This window comes from Bacteroides caecigallinarum, from assembly GCF_016901995.1.
GTDB classification, from domain to species: domain Bacteria; phylum Bacteroidota; class Bacteroidia; order Bacteroidales; family Bacteroidaceae; genus Phocaeicola; species Phocaeicola cellulolyticus.
Genome location: NZ_JACJLE010000007.1, coordinates 65,073 through 86,373, shown reverse-complemented (window position 1 = coordinate 86,373; position 21,301 = coordinate 65,073). Strand labels below are relative to the sequence as shown.

Here is a 21,301-nt window from a genome sequence, read left to right as displayed (position 1 = left end):
AATAATCATGATAGCTGTTATTAAAAAAATATTGATTAGTGTATCTGTTATATTGTTTGCTTCATCGTGTGAGGATAAACTGACAGAAAGACCTCTTTCCTATTACGAGAAATCGGAATTCTTCAAATCGGAAGAAAACGCAGAGATGGGAATAGTGGGAATATATAATGTTTTGCCTTCTTTGTATGGTGATAATGAAATGGCTTTTGCTTCTTCAGATGATACTTATTATGTTAGTGGAACAAATTCAGATAATGCCAGAAGGGATATTTCTCATTATAGACTTTCCACAACAAATAAATACGTAGAAAGTGTTTGGAATGATACTTATAAGGGATTGGAACGTGCCAATTATATGATTGAAGGAATAGAACAAATGAAAGGATACAGTAAATCTGCAGTCTTACAGAGTTTAGTGGCTGAAGCAAAATTCTTGCGTGCTTTCTTTTCTTTCAATCTTGTTAAATATTGGGGTGATGTTCCATATAAGACATTCTATACCACAAATTATGAAGATACATATCAGCCAAGAACTTCACGTGATGAAATTTATAATCAGATAGTTGATGATCTTTGTTTTGCCAAGTCACATCTCGAGTGGGCTACCGAAGCGGATTCGCCAGAACGTGCAACTCAAGGTGCAGCTAGAGCTTTACTTATGAGAGCTTTGCTTTTCAGAGCTGGTTATAGCCTTAATATGAACGGTGAACTTACCAGACCAGATGATGAAATAAGACATGAGTACTATAATCAGATTGTCTCAGAATGGGAGGCTTTTGCAGAAAGTAATCATGGATTTTATGAAGGTGGGTATGAAGAACTTTTCAAGAGCTTTTCTGCAGGTAAATTAAATACTAAGGAAAGTATATTTGAGGTTGCTTTTTATACGCTTGATGGTAAAACAGGAGCAAGAGGATACTGGGGAACTTACAATGGTCCTTATGTTGATGCACCTGTAATTAAAAATACAGAAAGTAAAAAGTATATGGGACGAGCTAATGCCTTGTTTCGTGTAATTCCGGAATGGTATGATTTTTTTGACTCAAACGACAAACGTCGGGATGTCATGATTTGCCGTTATAAATATGAGTGGGATAAAGAAAAGTATAATCACGTAAAGGTAAGTCAGGAAAGAAGTAAGAAGAATTGGTATCCGGGAAAATGGAGAAGAGAATGGATGCCTGTCGGTTATAGAGATCCAAATCTGACTGACGTAAATTACTGCAATATACGTTATGCTGATGTTGTTCTTATGGCTGCTGAGGCTTATAATGAACTAGGGAAAACAACGGAGGCATGGTCTCTTATTAATAAAGTAAGAGAACGTGCTGAGGCTACTCAGATAAATTCTTCTAATTATTCAGACTTTTATAAAGCTCCGAAGGTTTATGATCTTCCTTTTATAGACGACGGAAATGAGCAAGGGCGTATTCGTACTGCATTGTATTGGGAAAGAGGTTTTGAGTTGGCATTCGAACTTCATCGAAGATTCGATCTTGTCAGATGGGGAATTCTTGCTGAAGCAGTAAAACTTACAGGTGATAAATCAGTAGTAAATGCCAGTTCGGAGAAAGCTTATATAGCTGGAGATAATTATGAAAAAGGTAAACACGAACTTTTCCCAATACCATTGGATGAAATGCAAATAAATTATAAGTTGAATAATATTAATAATCCTAAATATTGATACTATGAAGTTTTTTATACCAAACGTAATGATATTGGGGATAATGATTCCGGTAAGTGTGTTTGCCAAACAGGAGAAGCCTAATATCATTCTAATAATGACAGACCAGCAATCAGCTGATGCTATGAGTTGTGCAGGTAATCCTGATTTATATACTCCCAACATGGATAAGTTGGCCAGTAGAGGTGTACGTTTTGAGAATGCCTACTGTACATTTCCTATAAGTGGTCCTTCTCGTTCTTCTATTTTTACCGGATATATGCCGAGTGAAATAGGGCAGATTGCAAATGGTCTCCCTTTGCCGGATTCGCTTGTGCAAAACACTCTTGGTACGATAGTGAGTAATGCAGGATATGAATGTGCATATGCAGGAAAATGGCATGTACATACTAATTCATTGCCCGAAGAAAAATCATTTGGGTTTGAACGTTTGCATTTACATAATGATTTTGGACTGGCAGAATCTTGTGTTGGTTTCTTGAAAAGAAAACACGATACCCCTTTCTTTCTGGTAGCATCTTTTGACAATCCTCATAATATATGTGAGTATGCGCGTAAGCAGAATACTCCTTATGCGGATATAAAAGAACCTGAAATAGGTGATTGTCCAAATCTTCCTGATAATTTTCAAATAGCACCTTATGATGCAGATGTGCTGAAGTATGAGAAATCTTTAGTTTATCGTCTTGCCCCTACAAGCGGTTATACGTTTGACGACTGGCGTAGATATAGAAATGCTTATTTCAGACTCGTGGAAACTGTCGATAAGGAGATAGGAAAGATACTGGATGAAATAGATCGCCAGAATTTGTGGGAAAACACTGTAATTATATTTACAAGTGATCATGGTGACGGCCAAGGTGCGCACCAATGGAATCAGAAGACAGCACTTTATGAAGAAATAGTTAATGTTCCTTTTATAGTTTGTCTTCCCGGTGGTAAGAATTCAGGCAAGGTCTTGTCGCAGTTTGTAAGCAATGGTATTGATATTATGCCTAGTGTTTGTGATTGGGCAGGAACTGAACTCCCATCAGGAAGAAAAGGGCTGAGTGTGAGAAATATTGCAGAAAAAGGAGATTTGAATGCACCACATCGCCCGTATGTAGTTTCAGAAACTGTGTTTACGGAAACTGGAGGAGGAACAAAAGGCTGGATGGTAAGAACAGATAAATATAAGTATGTACTTTATGACAAGGGACTTTATAGAGAGCAGTTATATGATATGCAGGATGATAGAAGTGAGATGGTTAATTTGGCTGTTGAGAATGAATACTTGCAAATATTGCAGGCTCACAGAAAAGTACTGTCTGAATGGATGAGTAATAATACTGCAGTTGAAGCATCAAATTTGAAATTTATACCGAAAGATTAATAATTATGATAAATGAAAATGAAATATAATATGATTGCGAATCTCTTATTTTTATCAGTTTTTATGACTTTTAGTTGTAGCGAAAAACAACAGATTAAGTCAGAACATATTTCATTAGCGATGGAAGAGAAAAGTACTTCAGATACCGATTCTTTTTATAATGCCGCTTCTTTTACTACAGAATCAGAAATAATGGTAGATAATAATTCTTTATTATCTGAAAGTAATGAGATTATTTCAAATGAAATAAGTAGTATAAAAGAAGAGGAAGTAATAGAAGAATCCAATGTTGAATATAATGTTTCTGGCAGTGAATTAAAAAGTACTGATACATATTCTTATCAAAAACCACTTAAAACAAAAGGAACAAAGACACGTATAAATATTGGGAAAAAGGTAGAAAAAGAGTCAGTTAAAAAAGAAAGTACAGATAAAAAGTCGGTTAAAGACACAGGAATAGGTAAACGTTATGTCTCGGTTAAGACAAATTTTGCATATTGGGCTGGTGCTGTAGCAAATCTTTCAGCAGACATTCAATTACATAGGAAACTTTCTTTAGAGCTTCCTTTCGACTGGAGTTTATGGGATATTGAAAGAGAACATGGAGTGAGACTTGTACTTTTTCAGCCGGAAGTCCGATGGTGGATGAAAAATGTGGGTAAAGGGCATTTTGTAGGTGTTCATGCTCATGCTGGAGTCTTTAATGTGAAATGGAAAGATATTCGTTATCAGACAGCCGGACGTCCACTCCTTGGTGCAGGTTTGACTTATGGATACTCGTTACCTTTTTCTGAACATTGGGGCGCAGAGTTTCTTTTAGGGGTTGGTTATGCCAATATGAAGTTCGATGAATTCTATAACATTGACAATGGTGCTAAGATCTGTACGGATGAATTGAATTACTGGGGTATAACTAAGTTGGGAATTTCTTTAGTTTACCGATTTTAATTGACCATTTAAACTTTGAAGAATGAAAAAGAATATATTAATAAATAGGCTTGTACGCTTTATTATAATTGCTGCCTGTCCGGTTTTGTTGAACAGTTGCCTTATGGAATATCCTGAAATGACTGAAAATGGAGAAATAGGAATAGATCCGACTTTGGTAACTGTGAATGCTGTGGTTTCTGTAGATCTTGGCAGTTCTGAGGCTGGAAACGTAGATTTGGATTCACGTTTGGAAGAGAAAATATATAAGCATAGAATCGTTGTTGCTGCCTATGAAGGTAGGGAACTAAGAGCTCAGAAAATAATTTATGAGGACAAGCCGTTGACTAATCGTTTGCAAACAGAGGTAAAGCTTGAACTTCACGCACGCAAATATACTCTTGTAACTTGGGTAGATTATTATTGCGAAGATGAAAATCCTATATATGATATATATACTGATCAGGGCCTTATTTTGATCAGAAAAGGCAATAATAATTATTTAGGTAACTCAGAGTATAAGAAAGCATATTATAGTTCAGAAGAACTTGATCTTACAGAGTACAAAGATAGATGGGGTGAAACGGTTCCTGTTGAAGTAAAAACCATATCACCAATGATTCGTTATGAACTTGTTGCTACTGATGTACAGAAATTTCTTGACAATAATCCACATACTGAAAGTATCCAGTTGACATTGACTTATAATGATTATGTTCCAACAGGATTCAATGCACTTGACGGTATTACAAAAGAGGCTTTTAAATTCCAGTCTTTCAGCCGTACTATCAAGCGGCCGGAAAATAATCAAAAAGAACTTTCATTATTATTTGATTATGTGTTTGTTGATGATGTGCGTTCGAGAAATTCTGTATCTCCTCTTTCGGTAACATTAAAAGTTGAGGATGTAACAGATCCGAATAAAAAAGTAGAACTTGCTTCTTCCACATTCAATCTTGTTTTTCAGAATACAGAAAATGAGAAAATAACTTTTGATTTCCTTACAACAAAGCCAGGTGATGGTGTAGATGTAGATACAGATTTTGGAGGAAATGCAGAAGTAGAAGTACCGGTAGAATAATATTTTTATTATATAATTTAATGACTAAAAATAAGTAATTATGAAAAGAAATTTATTTTTTGCAGCTTCAGCTTTGCTAATGGGGCTATCTTCATGTGTTCAGGAAAGTTTGACAAATTCCGAGTCGCTTGCTCCTGTAACAATGACTGTTAATGTACCTTCTATTATAAACAGTAGCGAGTCACGTGCCTTGCCTACACCTCCTGAAGGTCACTCTTTACGTTGCATTATGCTGGTTGATTATTCTTCTGCCGAAGATTTGAGAATTGAGAAAATAGCAACAGGATCAGAAGTAAATGGTGCTTTCCGTTTTTCTTTTACTCCTGCAGAGAATATCTATACCTGTTATTTCTGGGCTGACTATATTGATGAAGTTACTGAAGAGGCAGATAACTATGCTGACAAATATTATACAACAACCGATCTGGCAAATATCTCTTACAAAGTAACAGAAAACTCTATTTTCAACAATACAGCATGTGATGCCTTCTATGGAAAGGCTTTAAATGGAGTATCTTCGGTAACTCTTAAACGTCCGTTTACAAAACTAACTATTGTTGATAAAAAACAACAGACTGTAAACGATGCTGCATCGTTGAGTATTACATATTCAGTACCGTCAGGATTCAATGTAAAAGATAATACTACAGCTTCCACTCAGGAAATAAAATTAGAAAATGCAGCTCCTGCAGATAAAGCCAATTCAACATGGTTCTATAATTATGTGTTTGCTGCTTCTAATGATAATAAGTTAGGTGATATATCTATGACTGTTGGTGATAAAACTCATACTGTTAAGGGACAGAGTATTCCATTGGATGCTAATTATGAAGTGACTGCTACTATAGATTTTGCCTCGGCGGATGGAAATGTCAACGTTGACGTGGATATTGATGATGAGTATGTAGATCCAGATGCTCCAAAGATTGGTCAGTTCCTTCAGAAAGATGGAACTTTCTCAGATACTTATGCAGCAGATAATTCTATAGCAATAGTATTTGCTGTAGGAGCCAAAGGTAGCGATACTCCTTCTAATTATGGTGAAAATTTTAATGGTAAAAAAATCTGGGGATATGCTATGGGGTTGAGCAGTGTTGCCCGTAAGGCTTTTACTACTGTCGAAACTCCTCTTGATTTGACTTCAATAGGTATTGAAACTCCATGGGCTGCCGATGATTATAATGGTTATGTTTATACACAGAAATTTATGGAAGCTGTAAATACGAATTCTTTGAGCAGTTCACAGTTGATGACTGAATATGAAGCATGGAAAACTACTAATTCAGTTTCTGGATTGAAGAATGTCAGTGATTGGTATATACCTTCTTCACGTCAGTTGCTTGATGTTATGGGTATGACTTTGGGATATACAGGAGTGGAAAGTGAAGAACCTTCTTCTATAACAAAAGATGAAGAATTTGCAGGTCTTCTTAGCAGTTTAATGACTACAGATAAGTCCTGGTTCGGAACTCATACAAGTGCTTCAAATGTAATGTCCAGTTCAGTGACCAAAAGCGGTCAGGTTATGGCTGTACAAACATCATTTGCTGATGGTGCCGAAACCATAAGTAAGGCATTTGGAGTAAGTGTAGATTCAAAGGCGTCAACATTTGCCATCCGTCCTGTTATCACAATATTTTCGAAATAAAATAGTGTAATAATTAGTAAGTTTTCAATAGGGTAATATATAATCAGTTAGCTGTTTGACAGCATATTAAGTGCACCTTTATAATAATTATGATATGGAATTATCATATAAATTAGAGGTGCATTTTCTTTTTCTTGAAGTTATTGTATTGTTTGTAGAATACAATTTAAACAATATTTAAAATGATGATGAAAATAGTAGAGAATGTATTTTGGATTATAGGAGCCTTTTTTGTTATGACTTCGTGTTCTGATAAGACAGAGATACCATTGCCTATTGAATCTCAAAAACAGGATATTCCGGATGCATGGCATGATAAAACTCGCACTCAGCCATATCCAAAAATGTCAAATGAGTTGTATATAAACCCGTCTCCTTTGATAGTCCCTCAGGAAATGAAGAAAGGGGAGTTCCTGCAATTCCAGCTTTCGCAGGATGATAGCTTTGGTAATGAAAATTCCATAACATCTGAACTGCAAAAATGGTGTATGTATAATCCACATTTCAGTTTGTCTCCAGGAAAGTGGTTTTGGAGATATCGTAATGTATGTGCAGATCAGAATTATGGTGAATGGAGTGAGTCCATACCGTTCGAGGTGAAAGATGATACTCCGGTTTTCCTGACACCTGTATTTGAAACGTTTAAATCAAATCTTCCCAAGCAGTTTCCGCGTTTATACTGTTTCCTTAGTCCTTATATGAGTGATGCAAGAGCGAAGGCAACTTCACATCCCGAGTTTAAAGCATTGGTGTCACGTGCAAAATCGGCTTTGGACATTGATTATGCATCTCTGATGTTCCCTTTCAGTGAATCAGGATTGGAAACTGTAGCAATGAATGTGGAATATCTTTATCAGGCATATATGATTACCGAAGACGAACAGTACTTGAAAAAGATGGAAGAAATATTTATGCTTTTTATAGACAATCCATATAGTGACTCGGACTTGTTCAAGGACAATTTTTCGTCAACTAATATTGCATACGGTATTCTTGCTCCATATGATTTGTTATATGATAAACTACCCGCTGATAAAAAATCTATTGCTGATGAACAACTGTATCGTATTGCCGAATATTATTTCAGAATGTACTGCGGAATGCAGGAAAATCATATATTCGATAATCATTTTTGGCAAAAAAATATGAGAGTGTTGTTTCAGATTGCTTTGTGTATGTATGATAATCCTTCTTATGCAGATATTATGTTGGAAATGTTGGAATATTATTATGAACTGTGGACTGCCAGAGCTCCTGCTTCGGGTTTTAATAGAGATGGTGCATGGATAAATGGTACAGGATATTTCGAAGCCAATATAAAGACATTATACTATATGCCAATGATTTTGTCATACATATCGCATGCTGACTACCTTCAACATCCGTGGTATCAGAATGCAGGACAATATCTGCTTTACAGTTGGCCTCCTAATTCAAAAAGTGCAGGCTTCGGCGACGGTAGCGAGAAACGTGATGAACCAGGAAGACAGCGTGCTGCCTTTGCTGATTTTCTGGCTAGGGAAACAGGCGACCAGTATGCAGGTTGGTATGCCGGACAATGTTCTGATTTGATAAAGCAGGATATTGATCTCAGGCTATACAGAATGGCCAACACCGAAAAATATAATATGTCTTTGCCTGCTGATGCTCCTAAGATGAAGTGGTATAAGGATATAGGTGAAGTAGTGATGCACAGCGATTTGGAATATATGGAAAATAATATGACACTAAGTTTCCGCTCTAGCACATTCGGTTCGGGTAGTCATACCTTGGCCGATCAGAACAGCTTTAATCTTCTATATGGTGGAAAAGAAGTCTATTATCATTCAGGATATTATCTGAACTTTAGTGATGCGCATAACATTATGTCTTACAGACATACCCGGGCACACAATACAATTCTTGTAAATGGTATTGGTCAGCCGTTTTCCACTAAAGGTTATGGCATGATAATGCGTGCTGGTAGTGGAAGTAACATCAGTTATTGTCTGGGAGATGCATCAAAGGCGTATAGCGGAATTACTGATGATGAATTATGGGTAAATGCTTTTGCTAATGCAGGAATAAGTCAGACACCGGAGTTCGGATTTGGAAGTACCCCGCTTACTAAATACAGAAGACAGATGTTTATGCTTAATCCGAATATAATACTTATTTATGATGAGCTTGAAGCCTTGTCACCGGTAAAGTGGGAGTGGTTGCTTCATAGCAAATCAATGTTTGATATTGATGGATTGTCTTTTACATCGCGTACGTCAGACGGAGTAACAGCAGTGGCACAAATGTTTAGTGAAAACGATGTCAATATTACGCAGACTGATAAGTTTGTTGTTCCTCCTGTTACATCGTCAACATCTGATTATCCTAATCAATGGCATCTTACGGCAACAGTTGAAGATAAGTCGGCATGTAGGTTCCTGACAGTAATTCAGATAATGAAACCTGGAAAAACAGCATTAGAAGTCAAAAATAATAATGGAAGCATTGAATTGGGGCAGTGGAAGATAGATGTAAATCTGTCGGCAGATAAGCCAGTGAAATTGTTTGTAAGGAATTTGGTAAATGGAGCTGCTTATAGCTATGGTTCAGATAATCCGCTCTTAAAAGGTGAGTTATATAATAGAAAATACGTAAATTCATCTATTCTTTATGATAAAGTTAATGGTGTATTTACCACTGATGAGCAAATTGATATTTGGCAAATTTCAAGCAGAATATCAAATTAGAAACGATTTATTATTTATAAATGAAACAGGTTGTCAAATATTATGATTCCATAATCTGACAACCTGTTGTTTATTTTACGTAATCTTTATTTTTTGAAATATAACGCTATTGGTTCATCTTTCAATCCTTCAGGAAGAGTAACGGTTACATTATCACCGTCGCATGAATATTTTACTTTTCTGTTGTTATTTACAATGCGGATATTACCTTTAGGCATGTTGCCTTTCCATGATATGGTTTTAGGAAGCTTTTCTCCTTCAGGAAGAGCATATATGGCGTATATGGTTTTCTTGTCTTTCGAAGATGTAAACCATGTGTTTCCATCATTATAATTTGGTGTTATTCTTGTTGAATAAATAGCCTTTCCGTAGTTTTTCAGCCATTGTCCGGTTTCTTTAAGCCGTATAACAGCTTCTTCTTCTATTGTTCCTTGTGGGGTAGGGCCTACGCCTACAAGGAATGACCCTCCTTTTGCGGTAATCTCAATCAGAGTATTGATTATCCATCTAGCCGACTTGTATTCTGTCTTTTCTCTCCATCCCCATCCTTTGGTAAGCTGGATGTTGCTTTCCCATGGGTAATCCAGCTGTTTTGGCGGAATTCTCATTTCCGGTGTTGCATAGTTCTCGTTTTTTCCCGGAACCGTACGGTCAACGGCAAGCATTCCCTTTTGAGTCTTTCGTGCTTTTTCTATTATTTTATCAAGTTCTATATCTTGTCCGTTTTCAGGTCTTACTTGTCCTCCGTCTAACCATAAGATATCAATTCTGCCATACTTGGTAGTAAGTTCGTCTATTTGTTGAGCTGTATATTTCTTGAACCCCTTCCACCATTCCGGATGTTGCTTTATTTTGTAATTTACGTTTCTGTCCGGAGTTGCCATATCCGGATTCCAGTAAAATTCGCTGTGCCAGTCCGGTTTGGAAAAATAGGCTCCAATCATGAAATTCTTTTTACGGAACTCATCAAAGACATGGTATGTTACATCTTTAAGAGGATTGTTTTTGAACGGACCTTTAGTAATTGAGAAATCTGTAGTCTGTGTGTCGAACATACAGAAACCTTCGTGATGCTTAGTAGTGAATACAATGTATTTCATTCCGGCGTCAGACATTATATCGGCCCATTCTTCAGGATTAAATTCTGTAGGATTGAATTTTTGGCTCAGGTTCCAGTACCATTGCTTGAACTGTTCGTAGTTCATGTCAGGCTGGATTTTTTTTCTTCTGTTGTAGAAACGTTCTTCTGAGCAGAGAGGCCATGATTCGTTTATCCCTTCTACAGAATAAAGTCCCCAGTGAAATATTACCCCAAATTTCAGGTCTTGCCATTTATCAAGTTTTTCTAATACATCAGGATCTGTAGGCCATTGATATGTTTCAGACATCAGGTGTACATCTGTTTCTTTCTTATCAATGAAATGCTGTCCATAAGAAAAACCGGTTGAAACGGCAAATACCACAATTGCATATGTGATTTTTATAATAGTTTTCATTTCATTTTAATATTTATTTGTCCTTTTTTTATCTTGCTCCTGTTATTAGCGGTTCATAATCAGACATCTCATGTACCAGCCATTCACCATCAATATTGTCGTATAATACTGATGAACCTTCTTCCAGACGTTGGTATGTAGTATCGCATATTTTCACATCACCGTTTCCGAGACTGAAAGTGGCATTGTTTCTTGTATTTACAATACGTAGGCTTGCGGATTTGCTAGGGTCAAGTTCCGCTTCTATATTCCATTTTTCACAACTGAATATATTACCTTTTCTGTTTACATTTAATTCTTTTTGTTCATCAGGTTGTATCCTTATAATGGTAAGAATGCGGTTGGCTTTACTTGGTTGGAATTTTGCTGTCATGTGCCATTGGTTTACGTATTTGTCTTCCTGACCTTTTTTCATCTTTTTGGGATCAGGTGGACATACGAATTGGTCTGTCTGGCTAATTTCGCAAGACTGGTTACTGAATATTTGTGCTATTGATGTAAAGTTCTTGCTGTCATATCTCGTAGTAAGTTTGTTATTTTTATTGTCGATATTGAATTTCACCGGACTATGAAGCATCCAGTCCCATGTGACAGGCTTGGTGGCTTCCAATTCATCATATATCACTACAATGTTTGGATGCAACATAAATATATGTCTTCTGTATTTTTTTAGTGGTGTCTCTCCGAAGCCGTTCTCAGGAGTCTGAGTAATTCCAGCCTTCTTAAAGTTTTCTATCCACATAGGATATTCACTTGTTCCGCAATATGCATTCGAAGCATCACCAAGTGCATAGGTGATGTTCTCGCCGTTCAGCATACGTGTTATCTTTCCGTAGGCACGTGTAGTGAAAGGCTGTCCTATTCCATCTACTAATATCGTATTATGTGCACGTGTATGTCTGTATGACATAAGGTTATGCGCATCACTGAAGTTCAGATAATATCCTGTAGAACGATATACCGGAACGCCTCTGAAGTGTAAGTTAAAGCTGTTCTGATCGGCCAAGGTATGACTTCCTGAACCGAACTGGCTTGAACGGAAACTGAGAAAAAGATTTCGGTTGGTGTTTTGTATGGCAGAATGTGCCAAAACTTCACCTATATCTTCCAGCCATACAGCATTAGGTCTGTCTTTAGGTAATTCCTTGCTTTGTGAATATGTTTTGTTGCTGCGGGCCATACGGTACAGTCTCATTTCAAAGTCACTTCTAACTTGTCTGCTACAGTGATTTGCATACCATGCAGCATATGGATTGCCTGTTTCACGCGCAAGAAAATCTACGAATGCCATTCGTTGTCTGTCAGGAATAGGTTGTCTTTCGTTACCATCACCAAATCCTGCACTCATAGTCCCTACAGGAAAAGCATATAACAGTGAGCGTCCGGCATTCTGATACCATGGATGTTTGAGAAAGTCTGTCCCTGTTATATAGGAAAACAAACTTGGTACATAATATAGGGTATGAGTGTTAGCGGTAAAATATCCGGTTCCGTTATGCCATTCACCATCGCGGTTGAAACCTGATGCAGGAGCTCTTGCAGTCCACACTTCATAGCAGTACTCCAGCATTTCGTATGCGGTTTTGTTTTTGTCTGCAAACATTAAGCCTACCTGCATCATTTGTCTGAAACAGTGTTGCCAATAATGATTGTTGAATATATGTGTCTCTTCATGTCCTTGCCTTTGTACCATGTGGTGGCCTTTCGCTACCTCAAAGACCATAGCTTCAATTTTGTCAAGTTCATCTGTTGAAAGTATTTTGTTGCATGAATCATATATGTACAGAAGACTTTCAATAAGTTCTCCTGAATAGAAATCATCTTTGAGTAGTTTGGGGTCTAATTTACTGTTTATGAGATTTCGTACATATGTTACCATTTTGTCGGAGTATTTTGTATCTCCGGTTAGAAGGTACGCTGTGTTAAGCCATACGATAAAAGAGTTATTCTTTCTTGCATTTCGATACGTGTTCTTGGCTGTGTCAAAATCTGATTTCATAGCTGTATTGGCACGCCCTGTCATATCTTTATATTCGGGATGCGACGTTATGTTTTTTCTTGCATCCTTCAGATCTTTTTCGAGGAAACAGTATAAGCGTGGATATCCTTTAGGCATATTTCTATAGAATACATCGAATTCTGGAGTTACAAATTGTGGCTCTTCGCCTGTTACGGTAAACTCGAAAGTTTCGCTCCATTCTTTTTTTTCGCCTTTAGATGTGATATTCCTTACTCTCCAGAACCATTTTCCTGTTTTAAGAATACGGTGAGGATTAAACATGAGCCATGGTTTGGGGGCTGAGGTGATTGTAGCATTTTCAGGAAAAGCGGAATCCATACTTAATTCGAATTGTATCAGTTCATCGGTTTTCATTCTTTCAGGGATAATAAGTGGCGACGGATTTATGTACAAGGTATGGAATTTTTGTGGATAGGCCGTTTCCCTTACATTTTCATGAACTCTCGTCAATGATGTTTTTTGTGCTATAACGATTGTAGAAAACATCAACAAGCACAGTAGTGAGATGATGGTTTTGGATAAAAAATAATGTTTGTTCATAAAATAAGTTTTATTTAGGTAAAATGTTTTCTGCAAAAATAGTTCTCATGAAAGAGAAAGACTTTCGATGGTGTTTAAAAATATGGTGAATTTGTTTGATTCTGGATTTATGTTGATATTATATTATGTAAAAACCGGATTTAAAGTTAATTTTGTACACCGTAAAATCATAAATGACCATGAAACTACATTTGTTTTTTATACTTTCGTTTTTATTTTCTACAATAAGTGCCATCGAAAAAATTAAATTCTCAAAGATAGGATTAGAGGATGGATTATCAAACAGTACTGTAGTTGATATACTTCAAGATAATAAAGAGAGGTTATGGGTAGCTACATATAATGGATTGTGTCTGTATGACGGATATGAATTCATGGTATATCATCATGACGATGATGACTCTTTAAGTATAGGAAGTGATGTGATCCGATCGTTGGATATCGATTCCGAAGGTAAGGTGTGGATAGGTACAAGTAGTGGACTGTCTGTTTATAATTCTGCATTAGACAGGTTTAGTAATTTTGTTTATACAAATGGTACAGCAAACGGAGTTTGGGATGTAGTATGTCTTGATAAAAATAAAGTGTTGGTTGCTACTGATACGGGACTGAAAGTATTTAATTCTGTAAAGAATGTGTTCGAAGACATATCTTTATTAGCCAAATTCCCTCATATAAGACCGAGAACAATACGAAAATTCGATGATAAGCTTTATGTAGGTGCATATGAAGGTCTGTATGTTTATTCTTTGAAAGAGAAGGTAGTAAAGCCTATTATGAAGGGAGATTACTCTTTGCATATGATTTTATCGATACTTGAAGTTTCAGATTCTGAATTATGGATGGGAACTGAAGGGAAAGGACTTTACAAAATAAATCCAAAAAACGGCGAGTATAAAGTCTTTAATAGCAAAAATTCTAGATTGAGTTCTGATTATATACGTTCATTGTCATTAGATATGTTCGGTCACTTATGGATTGGTACCTTAAATGCTCTTAATATATATGATGAAAAGAATGACAGTTTTTCAATCTACAATAGCGAAAATACCAATGATGGAAGTCTTTCACATACATCAGTAAGGAGTCTGTTTAAAGACAGGCAGGGAGGTATGTGGGTAGGTACATATTTTGGAGGATTGAATTACTATCATCCTTTGTCACAAAGGTTTACTAATATCAGAAATATACCATATTACAATTCTTTGAGTGACAATGTGGTAAGTTGTATAGTAGAAGATAAAGATTTTAATTTATGGATAGGAACTAATGATGGCGGAATTAATAAATACAATACATTGAAAGATAAGTTTGTCCATTATACAGTAAAAGAAGGTCTCACATCCAATGATATAAAGTCTATATATATAGATAGTGTAAATCAAAAGGTATATGTAGGAGCACATGCATCAAGGGGGCTTGACGTAATAGACATTAAAACCGGAAAAATAAGTAATTATAGACCTGGAGATGAGATGCAGACCGGAAGAGGCATTTATGGTATATTGCCTATGAAAAACGGAGAGGAACTTATATGTGGCTCCGTAACTGGTAGCATTGTTTCCTTTAATATCAGGACAAAAAAGTTCAAACGTTTGAAATATGACGATGGAAAAGATTTTGAAAAGCGTATTGTGACGGTTTTTATGGATTCATTGGAACGTTTGTGGGTAGGAACGATTGAGGGGGTACGAGTTTATGAAATAAAAGATGATGTTCTGAAAGATTGCAAAATATTGCCAGATGATAATATCTTAGAGAGGACTCATATTAATGTTATAACAAAAGACAGTAAGGGAAATTTTCTTTTAGGAACACGAAAAGGGCTATATATCTTTGATGAAAGGCAGGCCAGCTTGAAAAATTATGATGTTAAGGACGGACTTCCGAATAATGTAGTATATGGAATATTGGAAGATGATGATAATAATCTTTGGATAAGTACTGATTATGGTTTGTCATGTTATAATCCATCAGAAAACAGTTTCCGTAATTTTACGAATATAGATGGCATACAAAGTAATCAGTTTACATCATATTCATACTGTAAGACTAAAAGTGGAAAAATGTATTTTGGCGGAATAAATGGAATAACAGTCTTTAACCCTTCTATATTTCCTACAAATCCTTTCATTCCGTCTGTATTGATATCCGATATGCAGATAATGAATAAAAGTGTCCGTCCGGATGATAATACAGGAGTGTTGACAAAACATATCAGCGAGACTGATAATATAACATTGAAATCAGACCAGACTATGATTTCTCTGTATTTTACAGTTGCCGATTATATCTCAGGCAAACATAATCAGTTTGCTTATAAACTTGAAGGATTGGATCAGGATTGGGTTTACACTGATAATAATAAACGTTCGGCATCTTATTCAAATCTTGAGCCTGGTAATTACTCATTTAAGGTAAAGGCATCAAATCGTGACGGAGTGTGGAACGATAATCCTACTACATTGAATATAGAAGTCCTTCCGGCATGGTATGTCACCTGGTGGGCAAAACTTTTATATACTATTATATTTATTGCGCTATCTGTACTTTTATTCAGGTATTTCTGGATGAAAAAGAGTATGAGAATTCAGCTTGAGATGGAACGGGTTGACAAAGAGCGTATAAAAGAGGTGAATGAGATGAAGTTGCGTTTTTTTATAAATATTTCTCATGAATTGCGTACACCGCTTACTCTTATTCTTGCGCCTTTATCAGATTTGTTAAAAGATATAACCGATAAGGCTGTCCTTTCAAAAATTAAATATATAAATGATAATGCCAACAGGTTACTGCATCTTGTAAATCAATTGATGGACTACCGTAGGGCAGAGCTTGGAGTATTTAAGTTAAAGGTAAAAAAACAAGTATTGGATGATACAGTATTGCGTATATTCAGATGTTATGAATCACTGGCAAACTCATCAGGTATAGATTATCATCTGGAAAATAGGCTTGATGGAAAAGAAGTGTGGTGTGATGCAAACTATATTGAGTTGATACTGAATAATTTGTTGTCAAATTCATTTAAGTACACTTCTGCCTGTGGCTCTATAACAATAAAGGTAGATGAGGAAAATGGTACACTTTTATTTGAAGTAAGCGATACCGGTAAGGGTATTCCTGTTGAAAAGCAGAAGTTCATTTTTGAGCGTTTTTATCAGATTGACAATGAGCATGTAGGAAGTGGTATTGGTCTTTCGCTGGTAAAAAAACTTGTCGAATTGCATCATGGAGAAATAACTTTTAAAAGTGCTTTGGGTGAGGGATGTACTTTTTATATCAAACTTCCTTCCTTGGAAAGTGCTTATTCTAAGGATGAAATTTCTTATTCAGATGGTATTGTAAACGAAAATGAACAGGTGTATTCTACCAATTCACAGGAGATGTATCTGGTATCTGCCGGAAATCATGAAACAGATGAGGCTTTACAAGAAGAAAATACGTCGGCTGATGTAAACGCATCTGCAAATAATAAAAGACCGGTTATACTTGTTGTGGAGGACAATATTGATATACAGAATTATTTGGTTGACGGGTTGTCTGGCATTTTCGATGTTATCAGGGCTAACAATGGCAAGGAGGCACTAGATATGCTGGAAGAATGTGATGTAAATTTGATATTGTCGGACGTGATGATGCCTTTGGTGGATGGTATAAAATTGTGTCGTGACGTTAAAAGAAACATCAGGACATGCCATATACCTGTTATAATGCTTTCTGCCAAGACTGAAGTAAAAGAACAGTTGGAAGGATTGAAAGTAGGAGCGGATGACTATATATCGAAACCGTTTTATATGGAAGTTGTACTTACGAAAATAAAGAATATCTTGCGCACATATTCTTTGGCGGTTGAGTATTATTCCAAATCTACTAATGTAGAACCGGAAAAGCTGGCTTTAAATACTTTGGATAAAGAATTTTTGGAGAAAGCAGTTGCTGTTGTAAAGAAGAATCTTGACAGTGTTGTTTTTTCTGCAGATTTATTTGCATCGGAAATGAATATGTCACGTTCTACTTTGCATTTGAAAATGAAGGCTATAACAGGAGAAAGCACTACTGATTTTATAAGGAAAATACGTTTTTCCGAAGCTTGTAAACTACTGAAAGAGGGTAAATATAGTATAACTGAGGTAAGTGAAATGGTAGGTTTTAATACTCCGGCATATTTTGCTACGAGTTTTAAAAAATACATGGGTTGTATGCCTTCTGAATATGTAAAGAAAGGGTAAGGCGTTTTTAAAACGCTTTTCCTTGAAGCAGCTTTTGGTATTAATGCTGTGTGTTGGTAAGGATTCAGACTGATTATAATTTACAGCTTGCCTGCAAGAATAGATAGGATGAATGATATTAGAAAAATAGCCGCGTTTTTTAAAGCTGAAAAATGTTGCATTTTTTTATAAGCTCTATTGTAACTGAATTCATTATAAGTATTATAAGAAAAGACAGAAATGCAAAAACTGCGCTGTGTAGTAGAACGTATCACATACCAGAATCCTGAGAACGGATATTCGGTGATGAGGGTGAAGGTGAAAGGTTATGATGAACTGGTAACTCTGGTGGGAAATCTCCTGGAGGTACCGGCAGGGAGTGTGCTTTTGTGTGAGGGCGACTGGAAGGTAGATAAACGCTATGGCAGTCAGTTCGTGGCTCAGACATGGGAAGAGGTGATGCCTGCCACTCTTTACGGCATAGAAAAGTATTTGGGAAGCGGACTGGTGAAAGGTATCGGACCTAAGTTTGCACAGCTCATCGTGAGCCGTTTCGGTCTTGATACTATCGAAATAATAGAGACAGATATAAAACGCCTCTATGAAGTGCCGGGAATAGGCCAGAAACGAGTAGAGAAAATAGCTGAGAGTTGGGAAAAACAGAAGGACATTAAAAATGTAATGCTCTTCCTGCAGGGATATGGGGTGAGTACCGCTTATGCCGCAAAGATTTACAGACAATATGGCAAGGTAAGTATCGACACAGTGAAAACCAATCCATATAAACTGGCAGATGATATTTGGGGAATAGGTTTCAAGACAGCCGACACTATTGCTTCTAAAATGGGGTATGAGAAGAATGACCTGCGCAGACTGAAAAGTGGAGTCACATACACACTGAGCCATATGGCTGAGGAAGGCAATGTCTATGCCGAGGAAGAGCAGCTTGTAAAATCTGCAATTGAACTTCTGGATGCAGATGAGGCTCCCGTTCGTCAGGCTATATCCGAGATGTTACAGAGTGAAGACCTCATAGCTGATGCCGAAGCCATATATATGCCACCGTTCTATTATGCCGAAGTCGGTACAGCGAATCGCCTGAACAAATTGCTGGACTGTGTGGAAGGCAATCTGTTCAATATAATTCCTGATATTTCAGTTATATCAAAACAAACTGGTGTAGAGTACGACGAAGTGCAGGCAGAAGCCATTCGTAAGGCTGTATCTTCTAAAGTTATGGTGCTTACAGGAGGTCCCGGAACAGGAAAGACTACTACCACACAAGGTATTATAGCGGCCTTGAAAGCTATGGGCCTACGCATTCTGCTCGCGGCACCGACCGGTCGTGCCGCCAAACGCATGAGTGAGGCTACCGGGATGGAGGCCAAGACCATCCACCGTCTGTTGGAGTACAATCCTAAAGATGGATATAAACGTAATGATGATAATCCTTTGGAAGGAGATGCGCTCATTGTAGATGAATGTTCTATGATAGACCTCTTGCTGATGAACAATCTGATGAAGGCAATTCCGGCAGGCATGCGCCTTGTATTGGTAGGAGACATCGACCAGTTGTCGAGTGTGGGTGCCGGAAACGTGCTGCGTGACATCATCGACAGCAAGAGAATACCCGTCATCCGTCTGACACGTATTTTCCGCCAGGCACAGGAAAGCCGTATCGTCATGAGTGCGCATGCTATAAATAAAGGTGTATTCCCAGATACAAGCAACGGTAAAAACACTGATTTTTTCTTTATTCAACAGGAAGATCCGGAACAGGCAGTAGATACAATTGTGAAGTTGGTGAAGGAGCGTCTGCCTAATGCGTATAAGCGTCCGACAAGCGATATACAGGTCCTTACACCCATGCAGAGAGGGATAGTAGGGGCCGCCAACCTGAATATGGCGTTACAGACTGTCTTGAACCCAGGGCAGGTGTCATTGAACCGCAGTGGATATTCATTCCGTCAAGGGGACCGTGTGATGCAGTTGCGTAATAATTATGATAAAGAGGTTTTCAACGGTGATTTGGGCTATATAGAGAGAGTAGATATGGAAGGCAGAACATTGTTTGTCTGCTTCGACGGAAGAACGGTGGAATATGATGTATCTGAACTGGACGAGCTGACACTAGCTTATGCTACTACCATCCATAAGTCACAAGGCTCCGAGTACCCTATTGTAGTAATGCCTGTGTTGATGACTCACTATGTAATGCTCCAGCGCAATCTGATTTATACCGGAATTACACGTGCTAAAAAAATCTGTGTGCTGGTAGGAACAAAAAAAGCATTGAGCTTTGCTATACGTAATTTGTCGGTGCTGAAACGAAATACAAAGTTGAAGGAACGCCTGAATGCGCTTGAAGGTCAATCTGTAAAAGTATCTATGGCTGCTGAGCCGGATGCAGATTATGGAAAGCGTGGATAATGTATATAATATTTGAAGCATCTAATTCAAAATATGATTTTCTATGAAAAGGAAACGTGACCGTTCAGAGTCTGGACATTTAAGGAGAAAAATTAATAGTTGGACTCGCTTTCTGTCAAAAGAAGGAGACTGGGATTATTCATTCATGATTGAAATGGAGTATATGAAACTCCGGCAGATGGAAGAATATTTTAAGGAAAGGGATACCTTCGTAGGTATTGAATATGTGAGGCGAGATTTGAAAATATGTCTCCGACTGTTGGATATAGTTCTTGAAAAAGACGACCTCAATATCGAACTCAGTCATCTAAACCTGGTTCCGTATAAGGATGGAAAAGGGTGTAAACTTTATAGAGCGGATGGATCTTCCCGAATATTGTCATGCAGGAAACTGTATGTCAATACAAAGAATGCCAGACGTTTCGTTGAATTTGATTTTACGAATTCCAACTTAGATTATACTCTGTCAATAATTTATAAAGAACGTCTTCGTATTCATAAAGCCTGGCATTTATATAATCTAATCCGTACTTACAGGATGTTTTTATGGTGGGATTAGAGTAGAATGTGGAATTTGACTTAACACAAACACACATTTCGTTATGTGGCAACAGTAATATAAATCTAGTATTGAATCACTCTTTCTATTTCTCTGTTGAATAGGATTCAGAATCTTCTGCTGCTAATAAACAATCATTTTCTTCAACTAATTTATATGTTTTTACTTTTCTATCTTCAAGAAAAATATGATTCAATGTATAAGCTAATGACTCAAGCGTTTGTTCGCGAACTTTTGGCTTTAGTTGGCATTCCCAGACAGTGATACAATGCCAGCCCATAGAAGCAAGTTGGCATTGTTCTTCCTTGTCACGTTCTTTATTCCTTTCTATTTTATTTGACCAAAAATCAATATTGGTTTTGGGTAAATGAAAGTATTTGCAGTTTTCATGGCCATGCCAAAAGCAACCGTTTACAAAAATGACAGTTCGGTATTTACGAAGCACCAGATCAGGATGGCCGGGTAAACGTGGATGGTTTAGCCGATAACGGAAGCCTCGGCTAAACAAGAACTTTCTTACCGTCATTTCTGGTTTTGTGTCCTTACCTTTTATAGCGGACATACAACGATGACGTTGTTCTTGGGTTAGTTTATCCATAAGTCT

The 21,301-nt window shown here is 37.1% G+C and carries 12 protein-coding genes; 9 read left to right on the top strand and 3 right to left on the bottom strand.

What is annotated here, in order from left to right; genetic code table 11:
* The first annotated feature begins 7 nt into the window (after positions 1 to 7).
* From H6A61_RS03245 to H6A61_RS03220, 6 genes are all read left to right on the top strand, one after another.
* Positions 8 to 1,687 carry a RagB/SusD family nutrient uptake outer membrane protein gene (locus tag H6A61_RS03245; protein WP_239469084.1) on the top strand — a complete coding sequence of 560 codons (1,680 nt, stop codon included), beginning with the start codon at positions 8 to 10 and terminating at the stop codon, positions 1,685 to 1,687.
* 4 nt (positions 1,688 to 1,691) lie between these two features.
* The gene (locus H6A61_RS03240; RefSeq protein ID WP_204390912.1) at positions 1,692 to 3,059 is read left to right on the top strand and encodes a sulfatase family protein; all 1,368 of its coding nucleotides are present in this window, start codon (positions 1,692 to 1,694) and stop codon (positions 3,057 to 3,059) included.
* A 12-nt stretch (positions 3,060 to 3,071) separates the two neighbouring features.
* On the top strand, positions 3,072 to 4,007 hold the full coding sequence (locus tag H6A61_RS03235) for a DUF3575 domain-containing protein (RefSeq protein WP_239469083.1): 936 nt from the start codon (positions 3,072 to 3,074) through the stop codon (positions 4,005 to 4,007).
* Positions 4,008 to 4,029: 22 nt separating this feature from the next.
* Positions 4,030 to 5,067, top strand: a complete 1,038-nt coding sequence (locus H6A61_RS03230) for a DUF6562 domain-containing protein (protein ID WP_204390910.1) — start codon at positions 4,030 to 4,032, stop codon at positions 5,065 to 5,067.
* A 40-nt stretch (positions 5,068 to 5,107) separates the two neighbouring features.
* Entirely contained in the window at positions 5,108 to 6,715 is a 1,608-nt protein-coding gene (locus H6A61_RS03225; protein ID WP_204390908.1) for a DUF6562 domain-containing protein, read from the top strand.
* Between the two features lie 182 nt (positions 6,716 to 6,897).
* Positions 6,898 to 9,441: a DUF4962 domain-containing protein gene (locus H6A61_RS03220; RefSeq protein ID WP_239469082.1), complete on the top strand. Its 2,544-nt coding sequence runs from the start codon at positions 6,898 to 6,900 to the stop codon at positions 9,439 to 9,441.
* An 86-nt stretch (positions 9,442 to 9,527) separates the two neighbouring features.
* On the opposite strand, the gene H6A61_RS03215 is transcribed toward H6A61_RS03220, so the two are convergent.
* Positions 9,528 to 10,937: an alpha-L-fucosidase gene (locus H6A61_RS03215; RefSeq protein ID WP_204390899.1), complete on the bottom strand. Its 1,410-nt coding sequence runs from the start codon at positions 10,935 to 10,937 to the stop codon at positions 9,528 to 9,530.
* A 28-nt stretch (positions 10,938 to 10,965) separates the two neighbouring features.
* A complete protein-coding gene (locus tag H6A61_RS03210; RefSeq protein WP_239469081.1) occupies positions 10,966 to 13,497 on the bottom strand; it encodes a DUF4962 domain-containing protein in 2,532 nt (843 codons plus the stop codon).
* A gap of 179 nt (positions 13,498 to 13,676) precedes the next feature.
* Here H6A61_RS03210 and H6A61_RS03205 point away from each other — a divergent pair, with 179 nt between their 5' ends.
* From H6A61_RS03205 to H6A61_RS03195, 3 genes are all read left to right on the top strand, one after another.
* Entirely contained in the window at positions 13,677 to 17,729 is a 4,053-nt protein-coding gene (locus H6A61_RS03205; RefSeq protein ID WP_430746768.1) for a hybrid sensor histidine kinase/response regulator transcription factor, read from the top strand.
* A gap of 219 nt (positions 17,730 to 17,948) precedes the next feature.
* Positions 17,949 to 20,138: an SF1B family DNA helicase RecD2 gene (gene recD2, locus H6A61_RS03200; protein WP_204390895.1), complete on the top strand. Its 2,190-nt coding sequence runs from the start codon at positions 17,949 to 17,951 to the stop codon at positions 20,136 to 20,138.
* 43 nt (positions 20,139 to 20,181) lie between these two features.
* Positions 20,182 to 20,697, top strand: a complete 516-nt coding sequence (locus H6A61_RS03195) for a hypothetical protein (RefSeq protein ID WP_204390893.1) — start codon at positions 20,182 to 20,184, stop codon at positions 20,695 to 20,697.
* Positions 20,698 to 20,782: 85 nt separating this feature from the next.
* On the opposite strand, the gene H6A61_RS03190 is transcribed toward H6A61_RS03195, so the two are convergent.
* Positions 20,783 to 21,295, bottom strand: a complete 513-nt coding sequence (locus tag H6A61_RS03190) for a very short patch repair endonuclease (protein WP_204390892.1) — start codon at positions 21,293 to 21,295, stop codon at positions 20,783 to 20,785.
* Between the last annotated feature and the right edge of the window lie 6 nt (positions 21,296 to 21,301).